Annotated in this window: 20 protein-coding genes and 2 pseudogenes; 14 read left to right on the top strand and 8 right to left on the bottom strand. The window is 69.3% G+C overall.

From position 1 onward, the window contains the following. Positions 1–16: 16 nt before the first annotated feature. Genes M6D93_RS15415 through M6D93_RS15405 form a run of 3 tightly spaced genes read left to right on the top strand, consistent with a single transcriptional unit; the run spans position 17 to position 1,609 of the window. Positions 17–544, top strand: coding sequence for a MarR family winged helix-turn-helix transcriptional regulator (locus M6D93_RS15415; RefSeq protein WP_249770439.1), 528 nt, complete (start codon positions 17–19; stop codon positions 542–544). A 49-nt stretch (positions 545–593) separates the two neighbouring features. Continuing rightward, a complete protein-coding gene (locus M6D93_RS15410) occupies positions 594–1,298 on the top strand; it encodes an AzlC family ABC transporter permease (protein ID WP_249770437.1) in 705 nt (234 codons plus the stop codon). After that, positions 1,295–1,609: an AzlD domain-containing protein gene (locus M6D93_RS15405; protein WP_249770435.1), complete on the top strand. Its 315-nt coding sequence runs from the start codon at positions 1,295–1,297 to the stop codon at positions 1,607–1,609. The genes M6D93_RS15410 and M6D93_RS15405 overlap by 4 nt, the downstream gene beginning before the upstream one ends. On the opposite strand, the gene M6D93_RS15400 is transcribed toward M6D93_RS15405, so the two are convergent. Further along, positions 1,554–2,261, bottom strand: coding sequence for a TetR/AcrR family transcriptional regulator (locus M6D93_RS15400; RefSeq protein ID WP_249770433.1), 708 nt, complete (start codon positions 2,259–2,261; stop codon positions 1,554–1,556). The two genes, M6D93_RS15405 and M6D93_RS15400, sit on opposite strands and share 56 nt — an antisense overlap. Beyond that, positions 2,258–2,686: a hypothetical protein gene (locus M6D93_RS15395; RefSeq protein ID WP_249770431.1), complete on the bottom strand. Its 429-nt coding sequence runs from the start codon at positions 2,684–2,686 to the stop codon at positions 2,258–2,260. Before M6D93_RS15395 ends, M6D93_RS15400 begins: the two co-directional genes overlap by 4 nt. An 84-nt stretch (positions 2,687–2,770) precedes the next feature. On the opposite strand from M6D93_RS15395, the gene M6D93_RS15390 reads away from it, so the two are divergent. Both M6D93_RS15390 and M6D93_RS15385 read left to right on the top strand, forming a co-directional pair. After that, on the top strand, positions 2,771–6,484 hold the full coding sequence (locus tag M6D93_RS15390; RefSeq protein ID WP_249770429.1) for an ABC transporter ATP-binding protein: 3,714 nt from the start codon (positions 2,771–2,773) through the stop codon (positions 6,482–6,484). A 158-nt stretch (positions 6,485–6,642) separates the two neighbouring features. Further along, positions 6,643–8,883, top strand: coding sequence for an alpha-galactosidase (locus M6D93_RS15385; RefSeq protein ID WP_249770427.1), 2,241 nt, complete (start codon positions 6,643–6,645; stop codon positions 8,881–8,883). Between the two features lie 6 nt (positions 8,884–8,889). Here the strand turns inward: M6D93_RS15385 and M6D93_RS15380 are convergent, their stop codons facing one another. Both M6D93_RS15380 and M6D93_RS15375 read right to left on the bottom strand, forming a co-directional pair. Beyond that, on the bottom strand, positions 8,890–9,483 hold the full coding sequence (locus M6D93_RS15380; RefSeq protein WP_249770425.1) for a DUF1003 domain-containing protein: 594 nt from the start codon (positions 9,481–9,483) through the stop codon (positions 8,890–8,892). A 235-nt stretch (positions 9,484–9,718) separates the two neighbouring features. Next, positions 9,719–10,996, bottom strand: a pseudogene (locus tag M6D93_RS15375) (magnesium transporter MgtE N-terminal domain-containing protein); the annotation flags it as partial. Positions 10,997–11,098: 102 nt separating this feature from the next. On the opposite strand from M6D93_RS15375, the gene M6D93_RS15370 reads away from it, so the two are divergent. From M6D93_RS15370 to M6D93_RS15360, 3 genes are all read left to right on the top strand, one after another. Next, positions 11,099–12,034 (top strand): DMT family transporter, encoded by a 936-nt coding sequence (locus M6D93_RS15370; RefSeq protein ID WP_249770421.1) that lies wholly within the window; start codon positions 11,099–11,101, stop codon positions 12,032–12,034. Between the two features lie 127 nt (positions 12,035–12,161). After that, the gene (locus M6D93_RS15365) at positions 12,162–13,121 is read left to right on the top strand and encodes an HpcH/HpaI aldolase/citrate lyase family protein (protein WP_249770419.1); all 960 of its coding nucleotides are present in this window, start codon (positions 12,162–12,164) and stop codon (positions 13,119–13,121) included. 29 nt (positions 13,122–13,150) lie between these two features. Then, positions 13,151–14,353 (top strand): acyl-CoA dehydrogenase family protein, encoded by a 1,203-nt coding sequence (locus tag M6D93_RS15360; RefSeq protein WP_249770417.1) that lies wholly within the window; start codon positions 13,151–13,153, stop codon positions 14,351–14,353. Between the two features lie 200 nt (positions 14,354–14,553). Here the strand turns inward: M6D93_RS15360 and M6D93_RS15355 are convergent, their stop codons facing one another. Continuing rightward, the gene (locus tag M6D93_RS15355) at positions 14,554–15,738 is read right to left on the bottom strand and encodes an MFS transporter (protein ID WP_249770415.1); all 1,185 of its coding nucleotides are present in this window, start codon (positions 15,736–15,738) and stop codon (positions 14,554–14,556) included. Positions 15,739–15,928: 190 nt separating this feature from the next. On the opposite strand from M6D93_RS15355, the gene M6D93_RS15350 reads away from it, so the two are divergent. Further along, entirely contained in the window at positions 15,929–17,269 is a 1,341-nt protein-coding gene (locus M6D93_RS15350) for an aspartate aminotransferase family protein (RefSeq protein ID WP_249770413.1), read from the top strand. Between the two features lie 232 nt (positions 17,270–17,501). Here M6D93_RS15350 and M6D93_RS15345 read toward each other — a convergent pair whose 3' ends face one another. After that, positions 17,502–18,455 (bottom strand): sigma-70 family RNA polymerase sigma factor, encoded by a 954-nt coding sequence (locus tag M6D93_RS15345; protein ID WP_249770411.1) that lies wholly within the window; start codon positions 18,453–18,455, stop codon positions 17,502–17,504. A gap of 111 nt (positions 18,456–18,566) precedes the next feature. Between M6D93_RS15345 and M6D93_RS15340 the strand changes: the two genes are divergently transcribed. Continuing rightward, on the top strand, positions 18,567–18,905 hold the full coding sequence (locus M6D93_RS15340; RefSeq protein ID WP_347343668.1) for a VOC family protein: 339 nt from the start codon (positions 18,567–18,569) through the stop codon (positions 18,903–18,905). Positions 18,906–19,122: 217 nt separating this feature from the next. Here M6D93_RS15340 and M6D93_RS15335 read toward each other — a convergent pair whose 3' ends face one another. Beyond that, a complete protein-coding gene (locus tag M6D93_RS15335; RefSeq protein WP_249770407.1) occupies positions 19,123–19,803 on the bottom strand; it encodes a DUF1345 domain-containing protein in 681 nt (226 codons plus the stop codon). 15 nt (positions 19,804–19,818) lie between these two features. Between M6D93_RS15335 and M6D93_RS15330 the strand changes: the two genes are divergently transcribed. The 4 genes and pseudogenes from M6D93_RS15330 (at position 19,819) to M6D93_RS15320 (ending at position 24,965) form a co-directional block, all read left to right on the top strand. Further along, on the top strand, positions 19,819–20,673 hold the full coding sequence (locus M6D93_RS15330) for an alpha/beta fold hydrolase (RefSeq protein WP_249770405.1): 855 nt from the start codon (positions 19,819–19,821) through the stop codon (positions 20,671–20,673). 137 nt (positions 20,674–20,810) lie between these two features. Further along, positions 20,811–21,629: pseudogene (locus M6D93_RS19660) on the top strand (alkaline phosphatase family protein); the annotation flags it as partial. Continuing rightward, a complete protein-coding gene (locus M6D93_RS15325) occupies positions 21,615–24,515 on the top strand; it encodes a PKD domain-containing protein (RefSeq protein WP_430667240.1) in 2,901 nt (966 codons plus the stop codon). The pseudogene M6D93_RS19660 and the gene M6D93_RS15325, both read left to right, overlap by 15 nt. Before the next feature lie 78 nt (positions 24,516–24,593). Continuing rightward, positions 24,594–24,965 carry a DUF3817 domain-containing protein gene (locus M6D93_RS15320; protein WP_249770401.1) on the top strand — a complete coding sequence of 124 codons (372 nt, stop codon included), beginning with the start codon at positions 24,594–24,596 and terminating at the stop codon, positions 24,963–24,965. 2 nt (positions 24,966–24,967) lie between these two features. Here M6D93_RS15320 and M6D93_RS15315 read toward each other — a convergent pair whose 3' ends face one another. Continuing rightward, positions 24,968–25,510 carry a sigma-70 family RNA polymerase sigma factor gene (locus M6D93_RS15315; RefSeq protein WP_249770399.1) on the bottom strand — a complete coding sequence of 181 codons (543 nt, stop codon included), beginning with the start codon at positions 25,508–25,510 and terminating at the stop codon, positions 24,968–24,970. Positions 25,511–25,623 lie beyond the last annotated feature (113 nt).

Genomic DNA, 25,623 nt, shown 5'->3' with positions numbered 1-25,623 from the left:
ACTACGATCTGCGGTGATGTCCGCAACTGAACTGCCCGCCGAGGCAGGAGAACCTCGCCGACCGCCGATCCGCACCTCGGACTGGCGGCTGGCGGTGTGGCGCAGCTTCCTGCGAACCCACACCCACATCCTGCGCCGGCTGGAGCAGGATCTGCAGGCGCACCACAAGATCGCGATCGCCAGCTACGACGTGCTCGTCCAGCTGGCCGAGGCGCCCGGGCGGCGGCTTCGCATGTCGGAGCTGGCCGATGCGGTCCTGCTGTCGCGAAGCGGGCTGACCCGGCTGGTGGATCGGCTGCAGCGGGAGGGGCTCGTCGAACGGCAGCCCGATCCGGACGACGCCCGCGGACTGTTCACGGTCATGACCGAGGCGGGCCGGTCGGCGCTGCGCGATGCCGCCGTCGTGCACCTGACCGGCGTGTCGGAACTGATGATCGACAAGCTGGACGACGACGAGCTTCGTCAGCTCGCGGACCTGATGGCCAAGCTGGACCCGGTCGCAGCGGCCACCGCGACGCCGTCGGCCACCACCGACCTTGACTGAGCTCACCGAACCTGGCGGAACGAGCCCCCCGGCGGCCGAGCGCCGTCGTGTGGTGCGGGATTCGCTCGGGGTGGGGATCGCCGTCGGCGCCTACGGCGTGGCCTTCGGTGCGGCCTCGGTGGCGGCCGGGTTCACGCCGGCGCAGACCTCGGTGTCGAGCCTGCTGACCTTCACCGGGGGCACTCAGTTCGCCATCGCCGGCGTCATCGCCGGTGGCGGCACGGCAGCGGCGGCCCTGTCCGGCGGGTACCTGCTCGGCGCCCGCAACACTCTGTACGCCCTGCGGATGCGGCCGATGCTCGGAGTGCGCGGCTGGCGGGTGCTGCTGGCCGCCCTGTTCACGATCGACGAGTCGACGGCCATGGCGCTGGGCCAGCGACGCGCGTCGCTGTCCCGCGTCGCCTTCTGGTGGACGGCCGCCTCGGTGTACCTGTTCTGGAACCTGGCCACCGTGCTGGGTGCGGTCGGTGCCCAGGCGCTGGGCAACCCGGAGCGTTTCGGCCTGGACGCGGCGATCCCGGCGGCGTTCCTGGCCCTGCTCGCGCCACGACTTCGTCGGGCCGCGGCCGATTCGCCCGGCGCGGGCGCGGTGGGGGTGTCGCGGCGGGTGGCGCTGGCCGGTGCGCTCATCGCGCTGGCGTTGATTCCACTGACGCCGCCGGGCATTCCGGTCCTGGCGGCGTGCGCGGGGTTGGCGTTCGCGGCTGACGTGGGCACCGTCCGGCGGCTCGGTCGGCCCGGGCGGCGGCGATGACGGGCACGAGCGGCTGGACGATCGTGCTGCTTTCGGCGGCCGGCTGCTACGCCCTCAAACTGGCCGGCTACGCCATGCCCCAGCGGTGGTTCGATCATCCCCGGCTGCGGCGGCTGATCGAACTGATGCCGGTCGCGTTGCTGGCCGCCCTGATCGTGGTCGAGGCGGTGGCTGGCGGGCGGCATTACGACTGGGACGCGGCCCGGCTGGCCGGGGTCGCCGTCGGGGCCGTCGCGGTATGGCGGCGGGCACCGTTCATCGTGGTGGTGGTGGTCGCCGCGGCGACCGCGGCGTTGTTGCGCCAACTCTGAGGCCGGCCCGTTCGACCAGGTCCAGGACGTCGGTGGTGGCCGAACGGAGCAGGCGCAACCGGGACAGCCGCAGCATCCGCTCGAGCACACCGGCGCCGCGTTCGACCAGCAGCCGGGTGCGTTCGGAGTCCGGTGACCGGTCGTGGATCCAGAACAGCACCAGGCCCATGTGGACCAGCCACAGCAACTCGGGCAGGACGGGGCGCAGCCGCGGGTCCACGGCGAGGTCGGAGCCCTCGACGACCCGCGCGAACTGGGCGACCGCGCGCTCCCGGATCGGCGCCGATTCCGCCGACAGCGGGCTCAGCGGGCTCTCGGGGTCGGCGGCCTCCTTGAAGAACTGCAGCGCGAACTCGCGGTACGGCGCGGCCGCGGCGAACCACACCGACAGGCTCACCTGCAGCCGCTCGGCGAATCCGGTCACCTCAGCGAGCGCGGCCTCGGCGGCGAGTTCGTGGCTGCGCTGGAGTTCGTCGTAGAAGCCGTGCACCAGGTGTTGTTTGGAGGCGAAGTAGTAGTAGGCATTGCCAAGGGAGACCTCCGCTTCGGCGGCGATCGCGCGCATGGTCGTGGCCTGGTATCCCTGTTCGATGAACAGGCTCATAGCGGCGGCCACGATCCGCTGACGGGTCGCCTCGCTCTTGGCGTTCACCCGCTCACCCGGCTCGCGCGGGCCCGGGCCGCCAGCAACACTGTGAGCAGGACGCCGAGGACGACAAACGCCAGACCGCCGAAGAAGAAGGGCCACGGCGACCACTCGTCGGCGCACGACGATCCGCCGTCGGCGGTCCGGGTGCATACCGTGCCCGGCCCGTCCCGATTTAAATACGCCACCAGCCACAGCGGTAGGGCCGGGCCCGCGAGAGCGCCGCCCACGCCGGTCAGAACGGCCGGGCGGCGATAGACCAGCAGGGCCAGGGCCAGCACGATCACGACGGTCACCGGCAGCACGAAGATGCCGATCGTCAGGATCGTCAGCAGGCTCAGCATGCCGCCGACGCCGACGAGCATCCAGAGCAGGAACCAGGCCGGCAGCCACCGGTCCGGACCGGTCGGTCTTCTGAAGTCCACGCTCATCCCGGCCTCCTCGCGATCCCGACGCTAGCACCGTTTTGAACACGTTCAAAGAGCGGTGTCCGACCTCCTTGCTAGGTTGCCTGGGTGGCGCGTGGGACCGATGATCCGAGCCGCGGCTGGCTGCGCGCCTTGCTGCGGTACTGCCGTGCGCACCCCGTGCTGTTCGGGATCGCGCTGGCCGGGGCGCTCGGCGCGGCGCTCGCCTCCACCGCGGCGCCGCTGGTGATTCGCTACGCCGTCGATGATCTGCTCACTGGGCGGCGCCATTCGGTCTGGCCGGCCGCGACCGTGTTGATCGGTCTCGCGGCGTTGCAGTACGCCTTGCACTACACGCTGCAGCTCGCCTCGGCCAAGCTCGGCCTACAGGTCCAGTACGCGCTGCGACGTGACCTGTTCACCACCTTGAGCCGCCTTCCCGGCGCCGAACAGGATCGGCTGGACACCGGTCAGGTGGTCAGCCGTTCGGTCACCGACCTCGGCGTGATCAGTGGGGTGATCACCTTTCTGCCGGACGTCTTCAGCACGCTGGTCATGTTCGTCGTGGCCCTGCTCGCGATGGCCGTCCTCTCCCCGCTGCTCACGCTGGTGGCCCTGGCCATCGCTCCCGCGTTCTGGCTCGTCTCCCGGGCCGCTCGCACCCGGTTGTTCCCCGCCGACTGGGCGGCGTCGCAGGTCGCGGGCGAACTCGTCGGGCACGTCGACGCCGCGGTCACCGGCGTTCGAGTGGTGAAGGGGTTCGGTCAGGAAGAGCGCGAACTCGACCTCATCGCGGCCCAGTCGAGCTGGTTGTTCGCCAACCGGCTGCGGGCGATCCGGCTCCAGGCCCGGTACGCGCCGGTACTGACCGCACTGCCCTCCCTCGGTCAGATCGGTGTGCTGCTGCTCGGCGGCTGGCTCGCCATCAACGGCCACATCACGCTGGGGACGTTCCTGGCCTTCTCGGCCTACCTCGGCAAGCTCATCGTGCCCGTGCGGGTGCTGTCCGAACTGCTGACGGTGGGTCCACAGGCCGGGGCCGGCATCACCCGGGTCCTCGAACTGATCGACCTGCCCGTTGTCGCGGCCGACGTCGAGGGTGCCGTCGTCCTGCCCGACGCGCCGCCGTCGGTCGAGTTCGACCGGGTGAGTTTCGGCTACGGCGCCGGGCCGGTTCTCGACGGGTTGTCGTTCACCGTCGCGGCGGGCGAGACCGTCGCGCTGGTCGGCGCGTCCGGATCCGGCAAGTCGACCGTGCTGGCTCTGCTGAGCCGGTTCTACGAACCCGGGGCCGGAACGATCCGGGTGGGCGGCGTGCCCCTGGAGCGGTTGACGAGGTCCGGTCTGCGGGCCAGGACCGGGGTCGTGGCCGAGGACAGCAGCCTGTTCTCCGACTCGGTGCGCGACACCATCGCGTTCGGGCACCCGCGGGCCTCGACAGCGCAGGTGCAGCACGCCGCCCGGCTGGCCGAGGCGGATGAGTTCATCCAGCGCCTGCCCGCCGGTTACGACACCGTGATCGGCGAACGCGGGCAGAGTCTGTCCGGTGGTCAGCGGCAGCGTCTGGCCCTGGCCCGCGCGCTGCTGGTCGAGCCTCGCCTGCTGTTGCTCGACGATGCGACCTCCGCGGTCGACCCCCGCATCGAGACGCGGATCCTGTCTCACCTGCGAGACTCCGGCGCCCCGCGCACCACCGTGCTGGTGGCCCACCGCCGATCGAGCGTGGAGCTGGCGGACCGGGTGGTACTCCTCGACGCGGGACGGGTGGTGGCGCAGGGGACCGCCGCCCAGCTGCGGGCCTCGAGCCCGTTGTTCCGCAGGCTGTTCTACCCCGAGGGCCTCGACGAGGAGACGGCCGAGGTGGCCGGCCTCAGCGGTCTGACGTCCTCCGACGGCGCGGCCGAAACGCTGCGCGCCACCGCCCTGGTCAGCGGTGGCGCCGCGGCCGGGGCGGCCACTCGAACCGGCGGCATTGCCGGAGTGACGGCGCGCTCTGACCGGCTGCTGGCCCTGGTGGCGGCGCTGCCCCCGGCCGTAGGCAGTCCGGATGTGGACGAGGCCCTGGTTCGTGCGCCTGAGCCGTCCCTGGGGCTGCGGTCACTGCTGCGACCGGTCCGCTCGGTCGTGCTCCTCGGCCTGATCCTGACCGCGGGCGAGACCGTGGCCGGCCTGCTGTTGCCATCGGTCGTGCGGTCCGGCGTGGACTCGGGCGTGGCCCGGGCCTCGATGGCGACCCTGACTGCTTTGAGCCTGCTGGCGTTGCTGATTCTGCTCGGGCAGTGGGCCCTCGGCCGGGCCGCCCAGCTCGTGACCGGTCGCACCGGCGAGCGACTGCTGTACCTGCTGCGGGTCAAGACGTTCGCGCACCTGCAGCGGCTGGGCCTGGACTTCTACGAACGCGAGCTCAGCGGCCGGATCATGACCCGGATGACCACGGACATCGACGCGTTGTCGACGTTCCTGCAGAGCGAGCTGATCGTGCTCTTCGTGAGCAGCCTGACGTTGGTCGGCGTGGCCGTCGCCCTGGTGATCGTGAACGCCTCCCTGACACTGGTACTCCTGGCGATGTTCCCCGCTGTCGTAATCGCGACGATTCTGTTTCGGTGGCGGGTCATTCCCACCTACGCCCGGACCCGCGAGAGCCTGGCCACTCTCAACGCCTACCTGCAGGAGAACGTCGCGGGGCTGCGAACCGTGCAGGCCTTCAACCGCCAGGAGCACAACCTCTCGCGGTTCCTGGAACTGGCCCGGTCGGCGTTTGAGGCCCGCTACCGCGGCCGGCGGGCGGTGGCGGCCTACTTCCCCTTCATCACCTTCGCCAGCCAGGTCAGCGAGGCGCTGGTGCTGGGCTTCGGTGCGGCCGAGCTGCGCAACGGCACCCTGACCGCCGGGGCGCTGATCGCCTTCTTCCTGTACCTGGAGATCTTCTTCGGGCCGATGGCCGACCTGTCCTCCGTGTTCGATGGCTACCAGCAGGCCGCCGTGGGCCTGGCGCGGTTGCGCGAACTGCTGCAGACGCCGACGTCCACGCCGGAAGCGCAGCAGCCGCTGACCGTCACCGGGCTGGTCGGCACCATCACCTTCTCCGGCGTCGAATTCGCTTATCCCGGCACGGTGCGCCCGGCGCTGTCGGGGCTGGATCTCACCATCGCAGCAGGGGAGACCGTCGCCTTCGTCGGCGAGACCGGGGCCGGGAAGTCCACCATCGTCAAGCTGCTGACGCGCTTCTACGATCCGACAGCCGGGTCTGTTTCGGTCGACGGGCACGACCTCCGCACGCTCGAGCTGACCGGCTACCGCCGCCGGATCGGGCTGGTTCCCCAGGAGCAGTACCTGTCCGCGGGCACCGTCGCCTCGGCGATCGCCTACGGGCGCCCGGACGCTTCCCGCGGCCAGATCGAGGCCGCGGCGCGCCGGGTCGGTGCCGATCAGGCGATCCGCGCCCTGGCCGACGGGTACGACCATCCGGTGGCCGAACGGGGTCGCAATCTGTCCGCCGGGCAGCGGCAGCTCCTGGCGCTGGCTCGCGCCGAGCTCGTCGAGCCCGATGTTCTGGTGTTGGACGAGGCGACCGCATCGTTGGACCTGGCCACGGAAGCCGCGGTAGCGCGCGCCACCCGGGCGCTGACCGCGCGGCGCACGACGATCATCGTCGCTCACCGGCTCGCCACGGCCGCCCGCGCCGACCGGTTGTACGTCATCGCCGACGGCCAGGTGGCCGAGACCGGGACGCACGAGTCGCTGCTCGCCGCCGACGGGGTCTACGCCGAACTGTGGGCCTCCTACTCCGACCGTCCGATCGAGGGTTCGGTCATCGGCTGAGGCGGCGGGGCTGGTGTGGCTCACGTCCGCCTACTACGCTCTCGTTCGAACAGGCCTCAACACAATCAGACACGAACGCACAGCATCGTGCACCTCCGAGCGTTGCGGGTCTCGAACGACGACGACTCCAGCTGATCCCAGGAAGAAGGCTCCGTCCAGTGAGTTCCCCCGCCTCCACCCCGTCCGCCGCCGAGCCGATGCCGCCCGTTCCGCTGGTGCTCCCGGCGCTGATCACCGGTGGTGGCGGGTCGGGAGCCGCCGCCGACGGCGGCCGTACCCCGGAGCGCACCGGTCTCGTCCTCATCCCGGCAACCGCCGGCCTGCCCCGCCTGGCCTGGCTCGGCGTGGCCACCGAGGGGCTCGACGCGGCCGATATCGCGGCGGTCCGCGAACACGGCACCGGCGGTCCGAGCAACCAGGGCGGCGAGCCGCACAGCGTGCCCGTTCTGGGAGAGGTGTCGGCGTTCTGGTTCGGCCGCCCCGGCCTGGAAGGGCACCGGCTGGGCGAGGACCCGGCCGCCGGACACGACTGGTCGACCGCGTTCACCGCGGTGGAGTCCGCCGTCGAAGCCGATGGGACCAGCACGATCCGATCGGTGGACGAGGCAAGCGCCCTGCAGTTGCTGACCGAGATCGAGAGCCTGCCCGGCGGCGCGCTGCGAATTCGGCACGAACTCACCAACCTCGATCGCCGGCCCTACGTCGTCAACCACCTCGATGTCGCCGTACCGGTGGACGAGCGGGTCGCCGAGGTGCTCGACCTGACCGGACGGTGGGGCCGCGAGCGCGCGCCGCAGCGGCACCGGATCACCGACGGGCTCTGGCTGCGCGACGTTCGTGCCGGTCGTCCGAACTTCGAATCGCCCACGCAGCTGGTCGCGGGCACCGCGGGTTTCGGCTTCGGCCACGGCCACGTGTGGGGCCTGTCGGTCGCGTGGAGCGGCAACACCACCAGCTATCTGGAGCGCCAGCCCAGCGGTGTGGTCACCCTCGGCGGGGGCGAGTTGCTGCTGCCGGGCGAGATCGTGCTCGGCTACGGCGAGAGCTACCGCACACCGTGGGTGATCCTCACCGCGTCGCACCGCGGGCTGGACGGGCTGGCCGCTCAGCTGCACCGGTATGTCCGGTCGCTGCCGGCCCACCCGAGCACCCCGCGCCCGGTGGTGTGCAACGTCTGGGAAGCCGTCTACTTCGACCACAACCTCGACCGTCTGAAGGAACTCGCCGATCGCGCCGCGGAGATCGGCATCGAACGGTTCGTCCTCGACGACGGCTGGTTCGGTTCCCGGCGCGATGACACCTCAGGTCTCGGCGACTGGACGATCTCGCCCGACGTATGGCCCGACGGCCTCGGCCCGATCGTGGAGCACGTGCGGGGACTGGGCATGTCGTTCGGGCTCTGGTTCGAGCCCGAGATGGTCAACCCGGACAGCGAGCTCTACCGCGCCCACCCCGAGTGGATCCTGCAGATCACCGGCCGCCGGCCGCTGGAGTCCCGCAATCAGTGGGTGCTCGACCTCGGCCGAGCCGAGGTGCGCCGGTACCTGTTCGACCAGATCAGTGCGGTGTTGTCGGCCTACCCGATCGAGTTCGTCAAGTGGGACCACAACCGCCCGCTCGCCGACGCCGGTAGTGGCGCGCGTGCCGATGCCGCCGGTGTGCACTCAGCGACCGCCGGCTACTACCTGCTGCTGGAGGAGTTGCGTCGCGCTCACCCCGAGGTCGAGTGGGAGAGCTGCGCCTCCGGGGGTGGACGGATCGACCTGGGAGTCATCGAGCGGGTCGAGCGGTTCTGGACCTCCGACATGACCGATGCGCTCTCGCGTCAGCAGATCCAGCGCTGGACCGGGCAGCTCGTGCCGCCGGAGTACCTGGGCGCACACGTCTCGGCACCCACGAACCATCAGACCGGGCGCCAGCTGAGCCTGGATTTCCGTTGTGCCACCGCGTTCTTCGGCAGCTTCGGGGTCGAGTGGGACGTCACCGCGGCGGGCCCGCAGGACCGCGCCCGGCTGGCCGCCTGGATCGAGTCCTACAAGCAGCATCGCGCGTTGCTGCACGGCGGACGCAGCTTCCGCGGCGATCTGCCGGAGGAGTCCCGCTACGTCTACGGGGTGGTTTCCGCTGATGCCGACGAGGCGATCGCGGCGTACGTCCAGCTGGACGAGACGGTGTCAGAGCCGGGTCCGTTCCTGGTCCCGGGCCTGGACCCGGCCCGTCGTTACCGGGCGCGCCAGATCATGCCGGAGGATACCGAGGCGCTTCGGCACGGCGACGTCGGGGTGGGTTGGCGTGGCCAGGGCCTGTCGTTCACCGGAGCGGTCCTCGCCGAGGTCGGACTGCCTGCCCCGTATCGGGGTCCGGAGACCAGCGTCATCGTCCACCTGGTCGCCGAGTAGTTCGGCTCAGGCAGGGTCGGTGAGCTTGTCCCTGTCTCTGTCCCTGTCTCGGTCTCGGTCTCGGTTCTTGTCCTTGCGCTCCCTGGAGCGGTCTCGGTCGCGGTCTCGGTCGCGGTCGCGATCTCGGTCGCGGTCCCGGTCGTCACGATCGAAGCGTTGCAGTTCCGAGCGCAGGTAGTCGCGGGTGACGACATCGCCGAGCGCGATCCGGATGGCGGCGATCTCGCGGGCCAGGTACTCCGCATCGGCGCCCGATTGGCGCGCCTGCGACCGGTCCTCCTCCAGGTTGACCCGGTCGCGGTCGTCCTGACGGTTCTGGGCGAGCAGGATCAGCGGCGCCGAATAGGCCGCCTGCAACGAGAGAATCAAGGTCAGGAAGATGAACGGGTAGCGGTCGAAATGCAACGGGCCGTGCTGGAAGACGATGTTCCAGGCGATCCAGAGAAGCACGATGATCGTCTGGACGATGAGGTAGCGGCCGGTCCCCAGGAAGCGGGCGATGCGCTCGGTCACCCGGCCGAACGCCTCGGGGTCGTAGCTGACCCGCAGCCCGCGCCGAGGCAGGTTCGGCTGGTCGAGCCGCGCCCGGCGCTCAGCCATCGCTGCCTCCGTCACTCGTCGTCAGGGTCTGCGGTTCGGTCTTGCCGACCGGATCGGTCTTTCCGGCCGGTTCGGTCTTGCCTGTCGGTGCGGGCTCGCCGGCCGGTTCGGTCGTGCCTGTCGGTGCGGGCTCGCGTTCGCCCCGCTGTTCGCTGCGCTGTTCGCTGCGCTGTTCGCTGCGCTGCTCACTGCGTTGCTCGTTGCGTTGCTCGCGGGTCTGGCGGTCGGTGGCGGTATCGGCCCGGCCGGCGTGTTCGCGGGGTTCGACGTCGTCGGGAGCATCGACGTCGCGCCAATCCTCGGGCAGCAGGTGGTCGAGGACATCGTCGACCGACACCGCGCCCAGCAGCCGTTCATTGTCGTCGACCACCGGCGCGGCGACCAGGTTGTAGGTAGCCAGGTGCCGGGTGACGGCCTGGATGTTCGCATCCGGAGCGAGCGCGGAAACGTCCTTGTCCGCGATCCCGCTGACGAGGGTGGACGGAGGCTCGCGCAGCAGCCGCTGGATGTGCGCCGTACCCAGATACCGTCCGGTCGGGGTCGCCTGCGGAGGCCGGACCACGAAGACCTGCGCGGCCAGCGCCGGGGACAGATCCGGGTTGCGTACCAGCGCCAGCGCCTCGGCGACGGTCGCGTCGGGAAGGAGCACCACGGGCTCGGAGGTCATCATGCCGCCCGCGGTGTAGTCGCCGTAGCTCATCAGCCGCCGAACCGGCGCCGCCTCGTCGGGCTCCATGATCTCCAGCAGGCGTTCCTGCTCGTCGGCGGACAGTTCGCGCAGCAGGTCGGCCGCGTCGTCGTCGTTCATCTCCTCCAGGACGTCGGCGGCGCGCTCGTCGGGCAGCCCGGTCAGGATCTGCACCCGATCGTCCTCGGGTAGCTCCTCCAGGACGTCGGCCAGCCGTTTGTCGCTCAGCGCCTCGGCCACCTCGTGCTGGCGCTTCTCCGGCATGTCCTGCAGTTGCGCGGCCAGATCGGCCGGGCGCAGGGAACCCAGGACGGCCATCAACGATGCGGTGCCCTGGCTGGACTCCACGGCCGACAGACCCTCGACCTCGTTCCAGTCCAGCTGGGTGACCTCGCCCCGGCGGCGCGCCAGCCGGTGGTTGCTGCGGACCGCGAGCCGGGTGATCACCCAGTCGCGGGCGCGGTTCTCCTCCATCGCGGCGTCGACCACGGTGACGCGGAGGCCGTCCTCCACCCGGCTGACGACCCGGTCGAGCACTTCGCCGAGCACCAAGAGCTCATCGCCGCGCTGCTCGAAACGCTTCATGTTGACGCTGCCCGTGGTGAGCACGACCTGATCGGGCTCGATTCGCGTGACGCGGCCCATGGGCACGAAGATCCGCCGGCGCTGCTGGACCTCCACGACGAGCCCGAGCACCCGAGGGGGCTGTCGATTGACTCGCAGGGTCGCGACGGCATCGCGCACCCGACCCAGCTGATCGCCGTTGGGGTCGAATACGCCAAGCCCGGCCAGGCGGGCGATGAAGACGCGGGTCGCCGTACTCACGGTGGCAGCTTAGTGGCACGCCGCAGGCGGACCGTCACGCTCTGCCGACCTGGCGTCGGGCGCGCGGTGAACGACGGTGAAACATCCTGCGAAGATGGACGAATGTCGTCCGTCGAACTGGCCGAGCGCGAAGAATCGCTGGCGCTGCCGCCGCCCCGGGATGGCGTGCTGCTGGCGATCGCGCTCGCCGGGGTCTCGGCCTCGGGGCCGTTGATGGCCGCGACGGTGGCACCCGCCCTGGCCATCGCGTTCTGGCGCAACGCCCTCGGCGCGGGCGTGACCGCGATCCTGGCGGCGCTGCGTCACCTGCCCGAGGTGCGGGTGATGAGTGCCCGCTCGCTGCTCGTCGCGGCCGGGGCCGGGGCGTTCCTGGCGCTGCACTTCGGAACGTGGGTGCCTTCGGTGAAGTACACCTCGGTGGCCTCGGCCACCGCGCTGGTGGCGACCCAGTCGGTGTTCAGCGGCCTCATCGCCGCAGTGGGTGGACGACGGCTGCCGCGACCGGCCTGGTTCGGGATGGCGCTGGCCATCGTCGGAACCACGCTCATCGCCGGAGCCGATTTCGGGGTGTCGCTGCGAGCCCTCGGTGGCGACCTGCTCGCGCTGGCCGGTGGCCTGGCGGCCGCGGCCTACATGGCGGCGGGCTCCGTGGCGCGGCGCAGCCTCTCGGCGCCGGTCTACACGACCGTCTGCTACTCCGTCTGCGCGCTGTTGTTGCTCGTCGCGTGCCTGGTCGGCGGCCAGCCACTGCACGGCTACCCCACCCGCTCCTGGGTGCTCATCGGAGCGGTCACCCTGTGCGCCCAGTTGTTCGGCCACACGCTGTTCAATGTCGTGCTCCGCTCGGTCACCCCGACCTTCGTCGGCCTGGCCTTGCTGCTGGAGACCCCGGGTGCCGCCGTGATCGCCGGCGTCTGGTTGCACCAATGGCCCACCGCCTGGGCGTTGCCGGGACTGGCCCTGTTGTTCGGTGGCCTCGTGCTGGTCGTGCGCTCGCAGCAGGGGCGCCCCGAAGCGGCTCCGGTCGACCTCGACTAACCGCGTTGAGGTTGCCCTTGTTGCGCGCCGGCCCGCGTTGACGTTGCCCTTGTTGCGCGCCGGGCGGCGCTGTGAGACGTCGAACAGCGGCCGGCTACCGACGGGTAATCGGTGGCATCCTCGCCGCATGACTGAATCGCTGCGCCCTCGCCGATCCAATCTGGCCGTTCCCGGGTCCAACCCGCGGTTCCTGGACAAGGCCAAGGGGCTGCCCGCGGACCAGGTCTTTCTCGATCTCGAGGACGCAGTGGCGCCGCTGGCCAAACCGGATGCCCGAAAGAACATCGTGGCCGCGCTGAACGAGGGCGGCTGGGGAACCAAGATCCGGGCCGTCCGTGTCAACGACCTCACCACGCAATGGACGTACCGCGACGTCATCGAGGTCGTCGAGGGGGCCGGGCAGAATCTCGACGCGATCATGCTGCCCAAGGTGCAGAACCCCGAGCAGATCGTGTGGCTGGACCTGCTCCTCACCCAGATCGAGAAGACCATGGGCTTCGAACTCGGCAAGATCGGAATCGAGGCCCAGATCGAGAACGCCGCCGGGCTGATCGCGGTCGACGCCATCGCCAAAGCGTCCCCCCGCGTCGAGACGATCATCTTCGGCCCCGCCGACTTCATGGCCTCGATCAACATGAAGTCCCTCGTGGTCGGGGAGCAGCCTGCCGGTTACGACGTGGGCGATGCCTACCACCACATCCTGATGTCGATCCTGATGGCGGCCCGCGCCAACAACAAGCAAGCGATCGACGGCCCGTATCTGCAGATCCGCGACCTCGATGGTTACCGACGAGTGGCCGGACGCTCGGCGGCTCTGGGCTTCGACGGCAAGTGGGTACTGCATCCCGGTCAGGTGGACGTGGCCAACGAGGTCTATTCCCCGTCCCAGGACGATTACGAGCACGCCGAACTGATCCTCGACGCCTACGACTACTACACCTCCGAGGCGGGCGGCAAGAAGGGCTCGGCGATGCTGGGCGACGAGATGATCGATGAGGCCTCCCGCAAGATGGCCCTGGTCATCTCGGCCAAGGGTCGCGCGGCCGGCCTGCGGCGCTCGTCCGGCTTCACCCCGCCCGAAGCCTGACCTGACACTCGCAGCGAGGAGTTCGACTCATGGCCCGTATCGCCCAGACCGCCGACCTGACCGATTTCCAGAAGGAGATCCTGTCCACGGTCCGGCAGTTCGTCGACAAGGAGATCATCCCGAACGCGCAGGAGCTCGAGCACGCCGACGAGTACCCCGAGCAGATCGTCAGGGGCATGTCGGAGATGGGGCTGTTCGGGCTGACGATTCCCGAGGAGTTCGGTGGCCTCGGCGAGTCGCTGCTGACGTACGCGCTCGTCGTCGAGCAGATCGCCCGGGGGTGGATGAGCGTTTCCGGCGTCATCAACACTCACTTCATCGTGGCGTACCTGCTCATGCAACACGGGACGGACGAGCAGAAGCGGCGGCTCTTGCCCAAGATGGCCACCGGCCAGGTGCGTGGCGCGTTCTCGATGTCCGAGCCTGATGTCGGGTCGGACGTGTCCGGCATCAAGACCCGCGCAACCACCTCAGACGATGGAGATTCCTTCGCCGTCAGCGGGCAAAAGATGTGGTTGACCAACGGTGGACGATCCGGCGTCGTCGCCACTCTGGTCAAGGACGAGCTCGGTGCGGACTCGGTCTACAAGAACATGACGACCTTCCTGATCGAGAAGGAACCGGGCTTCGGCGAGACCCGGCCGGGGCTGACGATCCCCGGCAAGCTGGAGAAGATGGGTTACAAGGGCGTCGAGACCACCGAGATGATCCTGGACGACGTGGCGGTGTCGGCCGATGACGTCCTGGGAGGCCCGTCCCAGCGTGGTCGCGGTTTTTATCAGATGATGGACGGGGTCGAAGTCGGCCGCGTCAATGTGGCCGCGCGCGCCTGCGGAATCTCGATCCGGGCCTTCGAACTGGCCATCGCCTACGCCCAGCAGCGCAAGACCTTCGGCAAGGCGATCGCCGAGCACCAGGCGATCGCGTTCAAGCTGGCGGAGATGGCAACCAAGGTCGAGGCCGCACACCTGATGATGGTCAACGCGGCCCGTTTGAAGGACTCCGGCGCCCGCAACGACGTCGAGGCGGGCATGGCCAAGCTGTTGGCATCGGAATACTGCGCCGAGGTGACGCAGGAGTCGTTCCGGATCCACGGCGGCTACGGCTACTCCAAGGAGTACGAGATCGAGCGTCTCATGCGTGAGGCACCGTTCCTGCTGATCGGCGAGGGCACCTCCGAGATCCAGAAGACCATCATCAGCCGTGGATTGCTCCGCGACTACAAAGCCTGACCACCCCCTCGCGTTGAGGTTGCCCTTGTTGCGCTGGTTCTTGCGTTGAGGTTGCCCTTGTTGCGCTGGTTCCCCCGCAACGAGGGCAAACTCAACGGGCGGTGCCCAGCAACGAGGGCAACCTCAACGGGCGGTGGCCAGCAACGAGGGCAACCTCAACGGGCGGTGGCCAGCAACGAGGGCAACCTCAACGGCAGCGGTTAGGCCTTGAAGCGGGCGGTCATCCGGACCGCCAGCACGCCGAGGACTCCGGCCAGGGCCGCGAACGCCGGCAGAACCCACAGCGCATCGTGCACCGAACTGGCGCTGGCCAGGGGACCGAGCGCGGCCGGTCCGAGTAGGAATCCGCAGTAGGAGAAGCTCGAGACAACAGCCAGTTTCGGACCGGCCGCGCCTGGCCCGTCCGCCGCTGTGGAGAAGAAGACCGGCACCATGATCGACAACCCGAAGCCCAGGCAGGCGAACCCGATCGAGGACACCACCAGGGTGTCGGCGATCAGCCCCAGCGACATGCCGATCGAGCCGATGACGGCCAGCAGGGCGACGCTGCGGGTGCGGCCCAGCGCTAGGACGACCCGGTCGCCGATCGTGCGGCCGATGGTCATCATGATGGTGAACGCGAGGAAGGCGATACCGGTGTGACCAGCCGCGACGTGAAGATCGTCGCGCAGGTACACCGGTGACCAGTCCGCCGCGCTTCCCTCAGCGAGCAATGCGCAGACACCGGCCAGCCCGAGCAGCACCAGACGCCACTCGAAGACCCGGCTGCCCTCGGCCTGCTCCTCGGCGACATGGTCGCCCACGAACTGCCGCATGCTCCACACCGTGACCGCCGTGAGGATCACCGCGAGCGTCGCCTGCTGAGTGGCCAGCGTGACGTGCAGGCCCGCGCCGACGCTGCCGACGCCGGTACCGACGACGGTCCCGATGCTCCAGAAGGCGTGGAAACTCGACATGATCGGACGCCGGTAGCTCTTCTCGATCTGCACCGCCTGGGCGTTCATGGCGACATCGAGGCCGCCGGTCACCACGCCCCAGCCGACCAGGGCCAGGAACAGGGTGGGCAGGTTGAACGCGAGACCCGGACCGATGATGACGAGGTAGGTCGCGAACGCCATGACCGTGGTCACCGGTCCGCTGCCCCATCGGGTGGTCGCTCTGCCGATCAGTCCCATGGACAACAGCGAGCCGATACCTGGCCCGAGCAGGGCAAGGCCGAGGGCGGCGTCGGACAGGCCCAGATGCGCCTTGACCTCCGGGATGTGCGGGACCCACGCGGCGTACAGGAAGCCGTTGAAGGCGAAGGTGAGGGCCGTCGCCAGCCGGGCGTGGCGCAGCGATCGGCTCGGACGCGGCGAGGCGTCGACGGTGCTGGTCTGAGTCAACGGACGGTCTTCCTGAGCTCACGCGGGCGGGTGCACTCTCTACTGTATCGATCCAGTCCAAACGCGAATCCGGCGGCCGGACCCCGGCCCGAGTGCGGTTTTGCGCTGGAGCAATGAATCCCGGCCGGTGTCTCTACCATCGTCGGTACGCCTCCTTCCACCGCGGCCGCACGGCCAGTCAGGAACCGATATGAGCACGCCCTCGGACACCGCCACGACCTACCAGCTCGACCGCGAGTACGTCTTTCACTCCTGGAGCGCACAGGGCTCCCTGACGCCGTTGGTCATCGAATCGGCCCAAGGAAGCTATATCACCGACGGGGACGGTAACCGCCTGCTGGACCTGAGCTCCCAGCTGGTCAACACCAACATCGGGCATCAGCACCCCAAGGTCGTCGCCGCGATCAAGGCACAGGCCGACCTGCTCTGCACCATCGCGCCACAGCACGCCAACGCCGCCCGGGGGCAGGCAGCCAAACTGATCATCGAGCGCGCACCGCAGAACATGCGCAAGGTGTTCTTCACCAACGGCGGCGCCGAAGCTGTCGAGTACGCCGTGCGCATGGCCAAGCTGCACACCGGACGCAACAAGGTGCTCTCCACCTACCGCAGCTACCACGGCGGGACGAACACGGCGGTGAACCTGACCGGCGACCCGCGACGGTGGCCCAACGACCTCGGAACCACCGGTAACGTCCACTTCTTCGGCCCCTTCCTCTACCGCTCGCCGTTCCACTCCACCACACAGGAGGAGGAATGCCAGCGCGCGCTGGAGCACCTGGAGCAGGTCATCGGTTTCGAGGGCCCCGGCAGCGTGGCCGCGATCATCCTGGAGACCATCCCGGGAACCGCGGGGATCATGCCGCCACCGCCGGGATATCTGGCTGGGGTGCGCGCCCTGGCCGACAAGCACGGGATCGTGATGATCCTGGACGAGGTGATGGCCGGGTTCGGGCGTACCGGCAAGTGGTTCGCCCTCGATCACTATGACGTCGTCCCGGACCTGATCGCGTTCGCCAAGGGCGTCAACTCCGGCTACATCCCGCTCGGCGGGGTCGTCGTGTCCGAGCAGATCCTGGCCACTTTCAACGACCGGGTGTTCCCGGGCGGCCTGACGTACTCCGGACACCCGCTGGCCTGCGCGGCGGCGGTGGCCACCCTGACCGCGATGGAAGAAGAGGGCATCGTCGACAACGCCGCCATGATCGGTGAGACCGTGCTGGGTCCGGGACTGGCCGAGCTGGCCGAGCGGTACCCGATGATCGGCGAGGTCCGGGGTCTCGGGGTGTTCTGGGCCCTGGACCTGGTGAGCGACCGGGCCAGCCGGCAGCCGCTGGCGCCCTACGGTGGGTCGTCACCGGCGATGGCGGAACTGGTCGGAGCCCTGAAGGCAAACGGCGTCCTGCCGTTCACGAACTACCACCGGTTGCACGTGGTGCCGCCGTGCATCATCACTGCGGACGAGGCGCGCGAAGGCCTCGCGGCCATCGACAAGGCGCTGTCCGCGGTGGCTCACCACTACGTCGGCTGATCCGCCCGCCTGCGTCGAGGTTGCCCTTGTTGTTCGTCGGCCTGCGTCGAGGTTGCCCTTGTGGTTCGCCGGCCTGCGTTGAGGTTGCCCTTGTGGTTCGCCGGCCTGCGTCGAGGTTGCCCTTGTTGTTCGTCGGCCTGCGTTGAGGTTGCCCTTGTTGCTCGTCGGCCCGCGTCGAGGTTGCCCTTGTTGTTCGCAACGAGGGCAACCTCAACGAATCTTGACGACGGTGTCAGAGGAATTCGATGTCCAGCTCCGCCAGCACCGCGGGGTCGGCCAGCATCTCGATGCCGGCGATCGCCCCGCCATCGTTCAACGAGAACGCGAACACGACCTTGACCGCACCGGCCTTGCCCCACACGGCGCCCGCCAGGCCGTCCACGATCGCGAGGCGGGCGGCTTTGGCCCGTCCGGAGAATGTCTCGGCGACCTGGCGCGCTCCGAACACCTCGGCCTGAGCGCCCATCGCGGCGGTGACGGCGTCTGCGCGCAGCATCACCGACGGGTCCAGTAGCGACAGCAACGTGTCGAAGCGACCGTTGCGGGCTGCGTCCAGGAATGCGGCGACCACCTCGCGCTGGCGGTGCGCCGGGACGTCGGGTTCCGCGGGGCCGCCTCGCACCCGGCGTCGCGCGCGGCTGGCCAGTTGCCGCGCCGCGGCGGGGGAACGGTCGACGATCGGCCCGATCTCCTCGAAGGACAGTCCGAACACGTCATGCAGCACGAAGGCCAGCCGTTCGGAGGGGTTCAGCGAGTCGAGCACGATCTGCAGGGCCGGTCCCACCGAATCGGCCAGCAGGACCTCGGCTTCCGGCTCGGGCGGTGCCGGGTACGGGTACGCGGACGGGGAGGCGCAGGCGGAGGCGGAGGCGGGAGCAGAGGCGGATGCCATCCGGGTCAAGCCGTCGGCGGCTCCGCTCGCCCAGTCGGGTTGATCGTGGTCAAGGGAATCCTCGCGGCGACTGGCGCGGGAACGCAGTAGGTCGAGCGAGACCCGCGACACGACCGTGGTCAGCCAGCCGGCGAGGTTGTCGATCTCGCCCGCGTCCGAGCGCGCCAACCGCAGCCACGCCTCTTGCACTGCGTCGTCGGCCTCGGCCAGCGACCCCAGCACTCGATATGCGACCGCCCTCAGCCGGGGCCGGTTCGCTTCGAACTGTTGGGCGAGCAGGTCTTCATCGTTCATCGGTCACATTCTCCTCGATCGATCCGTCACAGGTGTGACGGGCGACGGACGCCCGATGTGACGGCGAGGCATTCTCGCGTCTCGGACAACGGAGGAACTGAGATGACTGAACTGACCACGGGCCTGCAGACGATCGTTTACCCGGTCAAGGATCTGGACGCCGCGAAGGCCACTTTTCGGGCGCTGTTCGGCGAGCCTGCGATGGATGCGCCTTACTACGTCGGCTGGCGGGTGGCCGGACAGGATGTCGGACTCGATCCGCACGGGCACGCGAAGGGAATGACCGGGCCGGTCGGTTACTGGCAGGTCGACGATGTGAAGGCCCGATTGGACGAACTCGTCGCTGCGGGTGCGACGGTCGTAGCCGAGCCGGCCGACGTCGGCGGGGGCAAGCTCATCGCGACGCTCACGGACGTCGACGGCAACGTGATCGGACTGCTTCAACCGTGACGCGCAACGAGGGCAACCTCAACGGAGGTAGGCCCGCAACGAGGGCAACGTCAACGGAGGTGGGCCCGCAACGAGGGCAACCTCAACGGAGGTAGGCCCGCAACGAGGGCAACCTCAACGGAGGTAGGCGCGCAACGAGGGCAACCTCAACGGAGGTAGGCCCGCAACGAGGGCAACCTCAACGGAGGTAGGCGCGCAACGAGGGCAACCTCAACGGTCAGGTGTTGGGGAGGATGTTCACGGCCCGGGCGGCGATCAGCCCGACCGTCACGAGGGAGATCGACGACTGGGCCATGAACAGCACTTTGCACCAGCGGGACAGCGGCATTGTGTCGGTCGGTGAGAAGGCCGTCGCGTTGGTGTAGGAGACGAACAGGTAGTCGAAGAAACGGGGTTCCCACTCGGGGTCGAGGGTGTCGTCGCCCATCTGCGGAAACAGCAGGTCCGGGACGTCGTCCGAGCCGGCGGCGCGTGCGGCCGGCCCACCCCGGTCGTATTCCCAGTAGACCTGGGCGAAGATGATCACGTTGATCAGCCAGATCGCCCCGCCGCCCAGCAGCAGTTGGCGCGCGGCGAGCGAATGGCCGGACACGATCGCCCGGATGAGCAGCACCACCGAGACGGCGTTGGCTGCGGCGATGACGACCAGCAGGGTGATCGATGCGGTGCGCAGCCGCGGGGACCGTCGCGACATCCGATCCGGGTGGGTGATGACGAGGCCGGCTAGCAGCACCCAGGTGATCGCCGAAACCAGGTACTTGGGGTGCAGCGCGAACCGGCTCGGCATGACCGTCTGCAGCGCGATCGCGACGAGCAGGGACCCGGCGACGATCCAGCGCGGCTCTCCCGGCGTCGGTCGTCGCCACGCTGGTCGAGGGGTCGGTTCGGTCGCGGTCATGGCAGCATTGTCTCCATGAGCGACGCCGTTGTCCGGCAGGAGTTCGTACAACTCGCCGACGTTCGGCTCAACGTGGCGTCGGCCGGTCCCGAGGACGGACCGGGCGTGGTGTTGCTGCACGGCTTCCCCGATTCGCACGCGCTCTGGTCCGCGCAGATCCCGGTGCTGGCCGAGGCGGGCTTCCGGGTCATCGCCCCCGACCTACGCGGGTTCGGAGCATCCGACCGGCCGACGGACGTCGAGTCCTACCGGATGTCCTCACTGGTGGCAGACGTGGCCGACGTCGCGACCCATTTCGGCCTGCCGGAGTTCGCCCTCGTCGGCCATGACTGGGGTGCCGGCCTGGCCTGGCAGACCACCTTCCGGCACCCGGGTCGGGTGAACCGGCTCGCGGTGTTCTCCGTCGGCCACGGCGGTGCCTCCGTCGCGGCGGGCATGCAACAGAAGCAGTGGTCCTGGTACATGCTCTGGTTCCTCTTCCCGGGCGTGGCCGAGTCGGTGCTGCCGGCCGAGGACTGGGCCTTCTTTCGCTCCTGGGCCTGGGCGCAGGCCCCGGATCATCCCTACTGCGCCGAGCAGATCGCCGACCTGTCCCGTCCCGGCGCGCTCACCGCGGCCCTGAACTGGTACCGGGCCAACATCAGCCCGCCGCGCTACGTCGCCACGGCTCCGCTGACCGGGCCGATCGTCCGCTGCCCGACGATGGGGGTGCACTCCCGCCAGGACCCGTTCCTGACCGAGGCGCAACTGTCCGGCTCGGCGGAGTTCGTCGACGCCCCGTGGCGCTTCGAGAGTGTCGATTGCGGGCATTGGATCCCGGTCGAGGCCCCGGAGCGCACCACCGAGCTGCTGCTCGATTTCCTCCAATAGCTGCCTGAGCATTTCCTTCGGACTACCTGAGGTCTACGGTCAGGGCGCGAGCGAGGTCATCGGGGGATGAAATGTGGGTATCAGGTACGGCGGATTCGCGGACACCGCTCGCTCGAACGTGGTGTGCGTTCGGTGTGATGTGCCTGCTGCTGAGCGGTTTGTTCGCGGTGGGCGTGGCGCGCAGCGGGCCGGCCCGGGCGGCGACGAGCACCGTTCCCCGGCCCGATCACATCGTCGTGGTGATCGAGGAGAACCACTCGTCGCTGAACATCCTCGGCAATCCGGCCGCGCCGTACATCAACCAGCTGGCCGCTCAGAACGCCAACTTCACCCAGTCGTTCGCCGAATCGCACCCCAGCGAGCCGAACTACCTGGCCATGTTCTCCGGATCGACCCAGGGCCTGACCGACGACAGCTGCCCGCATTCCTACGCGACCCCGAGCTTGGGTGACCAGCTGCTGAACGCCGGGCTCGGGTTCCGGGCGTATTCGGAGGACCTGCCGTCGGTCGGCTTCACCGGTTGCTCCTCGGGCAAGTACGCGCGCAAGCACGCCCCGTGGGTCAACTACCCGTCGTTGCCGGCCAGCACCCACGTGCCGTTCACCGCGTTCCCGACGGACTATTCGACGTTGCCCGAGGTCTCCTACGTGGTGCCGAACCTCAACAACGACATGCATGACGGCACGGTCGCGACCGGTGACGCGTGGTTGCAGTCGAACATGGGCGGCTACGTCGATTGGGCCAAGACCCACAACAGTCTGTTCGTCCTGACGTGGGACGAGGACGACAACCACGCCTCGAACCAGATCGCGACCGTCATGGCGGGGGCTCGCGTCACGCCGGGAAGCTACAGCGAGACGATCAATCACTACAACGTGCTGCGGACGATCGAGGATGCCTACGGGCTGGGCACGCTCGGCAACAGCGCGACCGCGGCGCCGATCCTGGACGTCTGGAGCCCGCCGGGTGTCGATGTCGCGCCGACGTCGGCCTTCTCCTCCTCGTGCACCGGCCTGAGTTGTTCCTTCGACGGACGGGCCTCCTCGGACCCGGACGGCACGATCGCCTCCTACAGCTGGGATTTCGGCGACGGGACCTCGGGATCGGGAGCCACGGTCAGCCACAGCTACGCCGCGGCCGGCACGTTCTCCGCCAGGCTGACCGTGACGGACAACCAGGGCGCCACGGGCAGCGTGACCCATTCGGTGACGGCTTCTGCCGGTGGCGGCGGGCCGAGCGTGCTGGCCACCGACTCCTTCAACCGTACGAGCGCGTCCGGCTGGGGTTCGGCGGACACCGGAGGCGCCTGGACGGTGGCCGGTACCGCGTCCAACTACACGGTCGGTGGCGGTTCGGCGGCCATGCGCATCGCCGTGGCCGGTTCGCAACCGTCGGCCTATCTGGGCAGCGTCGCATCGACGGACACGGATCTGCGGGTGGGCGTCGCGGTCGACAAGATCGCCGACAACAACGGCCTCTACCTGTCCGTCGTTCCGCGCCGGGTGAGCGCGAACAACGAGTACCGGGCGCGGTTGCGGTTGCTCTCGACCGGAGCGGTGAGCATGTACCTGTCACGCGTGGTGGCCGGCGCCGAGACGGTGATCGGGACGACGGTCACCGTCAGCGGTCTGACCGCCACGCCGAATGCGACGGTGTCGGTTCGCGTGCAGGCCGTCGGGACCTCGCCCACCGTCCTCAAGGCGAAGGCGTGGCTTGCGGGTGGGTCCGAGCCCTCGACCTGGACGGTGACGGGCAGCGACACCACGGCCGCACTGCAGGCGCCTGGTGGGCCGGAGTTGATCAGTTACCTGTCCTCGACGTCGACGAGCGCACCGGTCACCGCGCGGTTCAGCGGGCTGACCGCGGTCCGCACCGCGGTGGCCAACCAGCCTCCGACGGCGGCTTTCACGGCGAGTTGCCCGACGTTGACCTGCAGTTTCGACGCCGGCAATTCCTCCGATCCGGACGGGACGATCACCTCCTACGCCTGGACCTTCGGCGATGGTACGACCGGTTCCGGGGCGAGTCCGACGCATACCTACCAGCAGGCCGGACCGGAGACGGTCAGCCTGGTGGTGACCGACAACGCGGGCAGCGCGGCGACGATCAGCCATACCGCGCAGCCGGTCGCGCCGCCGGTCAACAGTCCGCCGACGGCGGCGTTCGTCTCGTCGTGTTCGGGGCTGGCGTGTTCCTTCGACGGCACCGGTTCTGCCGATTCCGATGGGACGATCGCCTCCTACAGCTGGGTTTTCGGGGATGGGTCGCCGGCCGGGTCGGGTTCGTCGCCGTCCTACACCTACGCGGTGGGTGGGACGTTCACGGTGACGCTGACGGTGACCGACAACCAGGGCGCGACGAATGCCGTGTCCCATGACGTGACGGTGACGGCTCCGCCTCCGCCGAACAGTCCACCGACGGCGGCGTTCGTCTCGTCGTGTTCGGGGCTGGCGTGTTCCTTCGACGGCACCGGTTCTGCCGATTCCGACGGGACGATCTCCTCTTACAGCTGGGTTTTCGGCGATGGGTCGCCGGCCGGGTCGGGTTCGTCGCCGTCCTACACCTACGCCGTGGGTGGGACGTTCACGGTGACGCTGACGGTGACCGACAACCAGGGCGCGACGAATGCCGTGTCCCATGACGTGACGGTGACGGCTCCGCCTCCGCCGAACAGTCCACCGACCGCGGCGTTCGTCTCGTCGTGTTCGGGGCTGGCGTGTTCCTTCGACGGCACCGGTTCTGCCGATTCCGACGGGACGATCGCCTCTTACAGCTGGGTTTTCGGCGATGGGTCGCCGGCCGGGTCCGGGTCCTCGCCCGCCCACACCTACGCTGCGGGCGGGACGTTCACCGTGACCTTGACCGTGACCGACAACCAGGGCGCGACGAACACGGTATCCCATGACGTGACGGTGACCGCTCCGCCACCGCCGAACAATCCACCGACGGCGGCGTTCGTCTCGGCCTGTTCGGGGCTGGCGTGTTCCTTCGACGGCACCGGTTCCGCCGATTCGGACGGGACGATCGCCTCCTACAGCTGGGTTTTCGGGGATGGGTCGCCGACCGGGTCCGGGTCCTCGCCCGCCCACACCTACGCTGCGGGCGGGACGTTCACGGTGACCCTGACCGTGACCGACAACCAGGGCGCGACGAACGCGACCTCTCGATCGGTGACGGTCACGGCGCCGTCGTCCGTCTATGCCTCCGATGCCTTCAATCGCAGCGTGACCAACGGCTTCGGAACGGCTGACCAGGGCGGCCCGTGGAGTCTGAGCGCAGGTTCGACGTACTACTCGGTCGCCGGTGGGCTCGCCTCGATCCGGCTCAACGCGGGGCAGCAGATCGGTGCCTCACTGGCCTCGGCCGCGGCCAGCACCACCGACGCCGACATCACACTGGGTCTCACCTCCGACAAGGCTCAGGTCGGAAACGGCTTGTACACCTGGGTTTCCGGACGCCGGGTGTCCGCGACGACGGAGTACCGGGCCAGGATCCGGCTGTCCGGAACCGGGGCGGTGTTCCTCTACCTGACCAAGGTCGTGAACGGCACCGAGACCGCGCTGACCACCGAGCGGGCCCTGACCGGGACGACGTTCACGCCCGGCGCGCTGTTGCGGGTTCGGGTGCAGGTGTTCGGTACGACGCCGACCACGGTCCGGGCGAAGGTCTGGCCGGGCGGCACCACCGAACCGACCGCCTGGGCGGCTTCGACCACGGACACGACGTCGGCGCTGCAGGTCGCGGGCGGGTTCGGCTTCACCGCGTATCTGTCCAGCGCCGCGACCAATGCTCCGGTGCTGGCGCGAATCGCCGACCTGAGTGCTCGGCACACCGGCCTCTGACCTCTCAACGGGCACGACGTACCGTTTTGACGTCGCCGGGATTCGGCGAGCACGGAGTGTCGTCGGAGAGGATCGGTCTTGGCCAGCAAGCGTGTGCGGGGGATCGTAGGGTCCTTCAAGCGGTACCGGGTGCTGGCCTTCGCCACCGGCGTCCTGATCATTCCGCTGTTCGTCGTCTCGCTGCCGGCGCACTACATCTGGCACTACAAGGGAACCGGCGCCGGGGTGCTCGCCTTCATCGGGGTCCTGCACGGATTCCTGTTCCCCATCTACCTGATCCTGGCGCTCGATCTGGGGATCCGCATGCGGTGGTCCTGGACGCGGCTCGCGCTGCGGATGCTCGCCGGGACGGTTCCGCTGGCGGCGTTCATCGTCGAGCACCGGGCCTCGAAGGAGGTCGCCGAGCTGGTGGCCGCCGACGAGCAGCGCACCCCGTCGGACAACCGCTGACCTCAGCCGGCGGTCCCGTCGGCCCGCCGCGACGATCCCAGACCCCGCACCAGCCCGTCGCGGGCCCGGGCGACCCGTGAGCGGATCGTCCCGGTCGGGCAGCCCACCACGTCAGCCGCCTCGGGGTAGGTCAGCCCGAGCAACTGGGTGAGCACGAACGCCTCGCGATAGGCCGGCTCCAGAGCGTCCAGCAGCATCCGCAGCCCGACGGTGTCGGCGGGGTCACCGCCGCGCTGAAGTGGTTCGACCGAGGCCATCGGCACGACCGGACGCCGGTGGCGGATGGCGTCGGCACACACCCGCCGCGCGATCGACAGCAGCCACGTCCGGGCCGTGGACCGTCCGGCGAAGCGATGCAGGGAGGCGAAGGCGCGCGCAAAGGTTTCCTGCGTGAGGTCGTCGGCGTCGGCGGCCGAACCGAGGTTCGCGCACAGGCGCCACACGTCGGTCTGGGTCAGCCGGACGAACTCGGCGGCCGCTGCCCGGTCACCGGCACGGGCGCGCAGCGCAGCGAGCGTGGTCGGATCGAACTCCGGCGTGTCCACCGCGCTCCTCTCCGATCACCGACTGACCCCACAGATTCCACTGGCCCACCAGACCCGACTGCGCACGGGGCGGCACGCTGGACGCCGCTGACCCAGCCTGGCCCCCGCACGCC

It is taken from the genome of Jatrophihabitans telluris (assembly GCF_023516435.1).
Lineage (GTDB): Bacteria > Actinomycetota > Actinomycetes > Mycobacteriales > Jatrophihabitantaceae > Jatrophihabitans_A > Jatrophihabitans_A telluris.
This window is presented reverse-complemented; position numbering and strand designations above follow the sequence as displayed.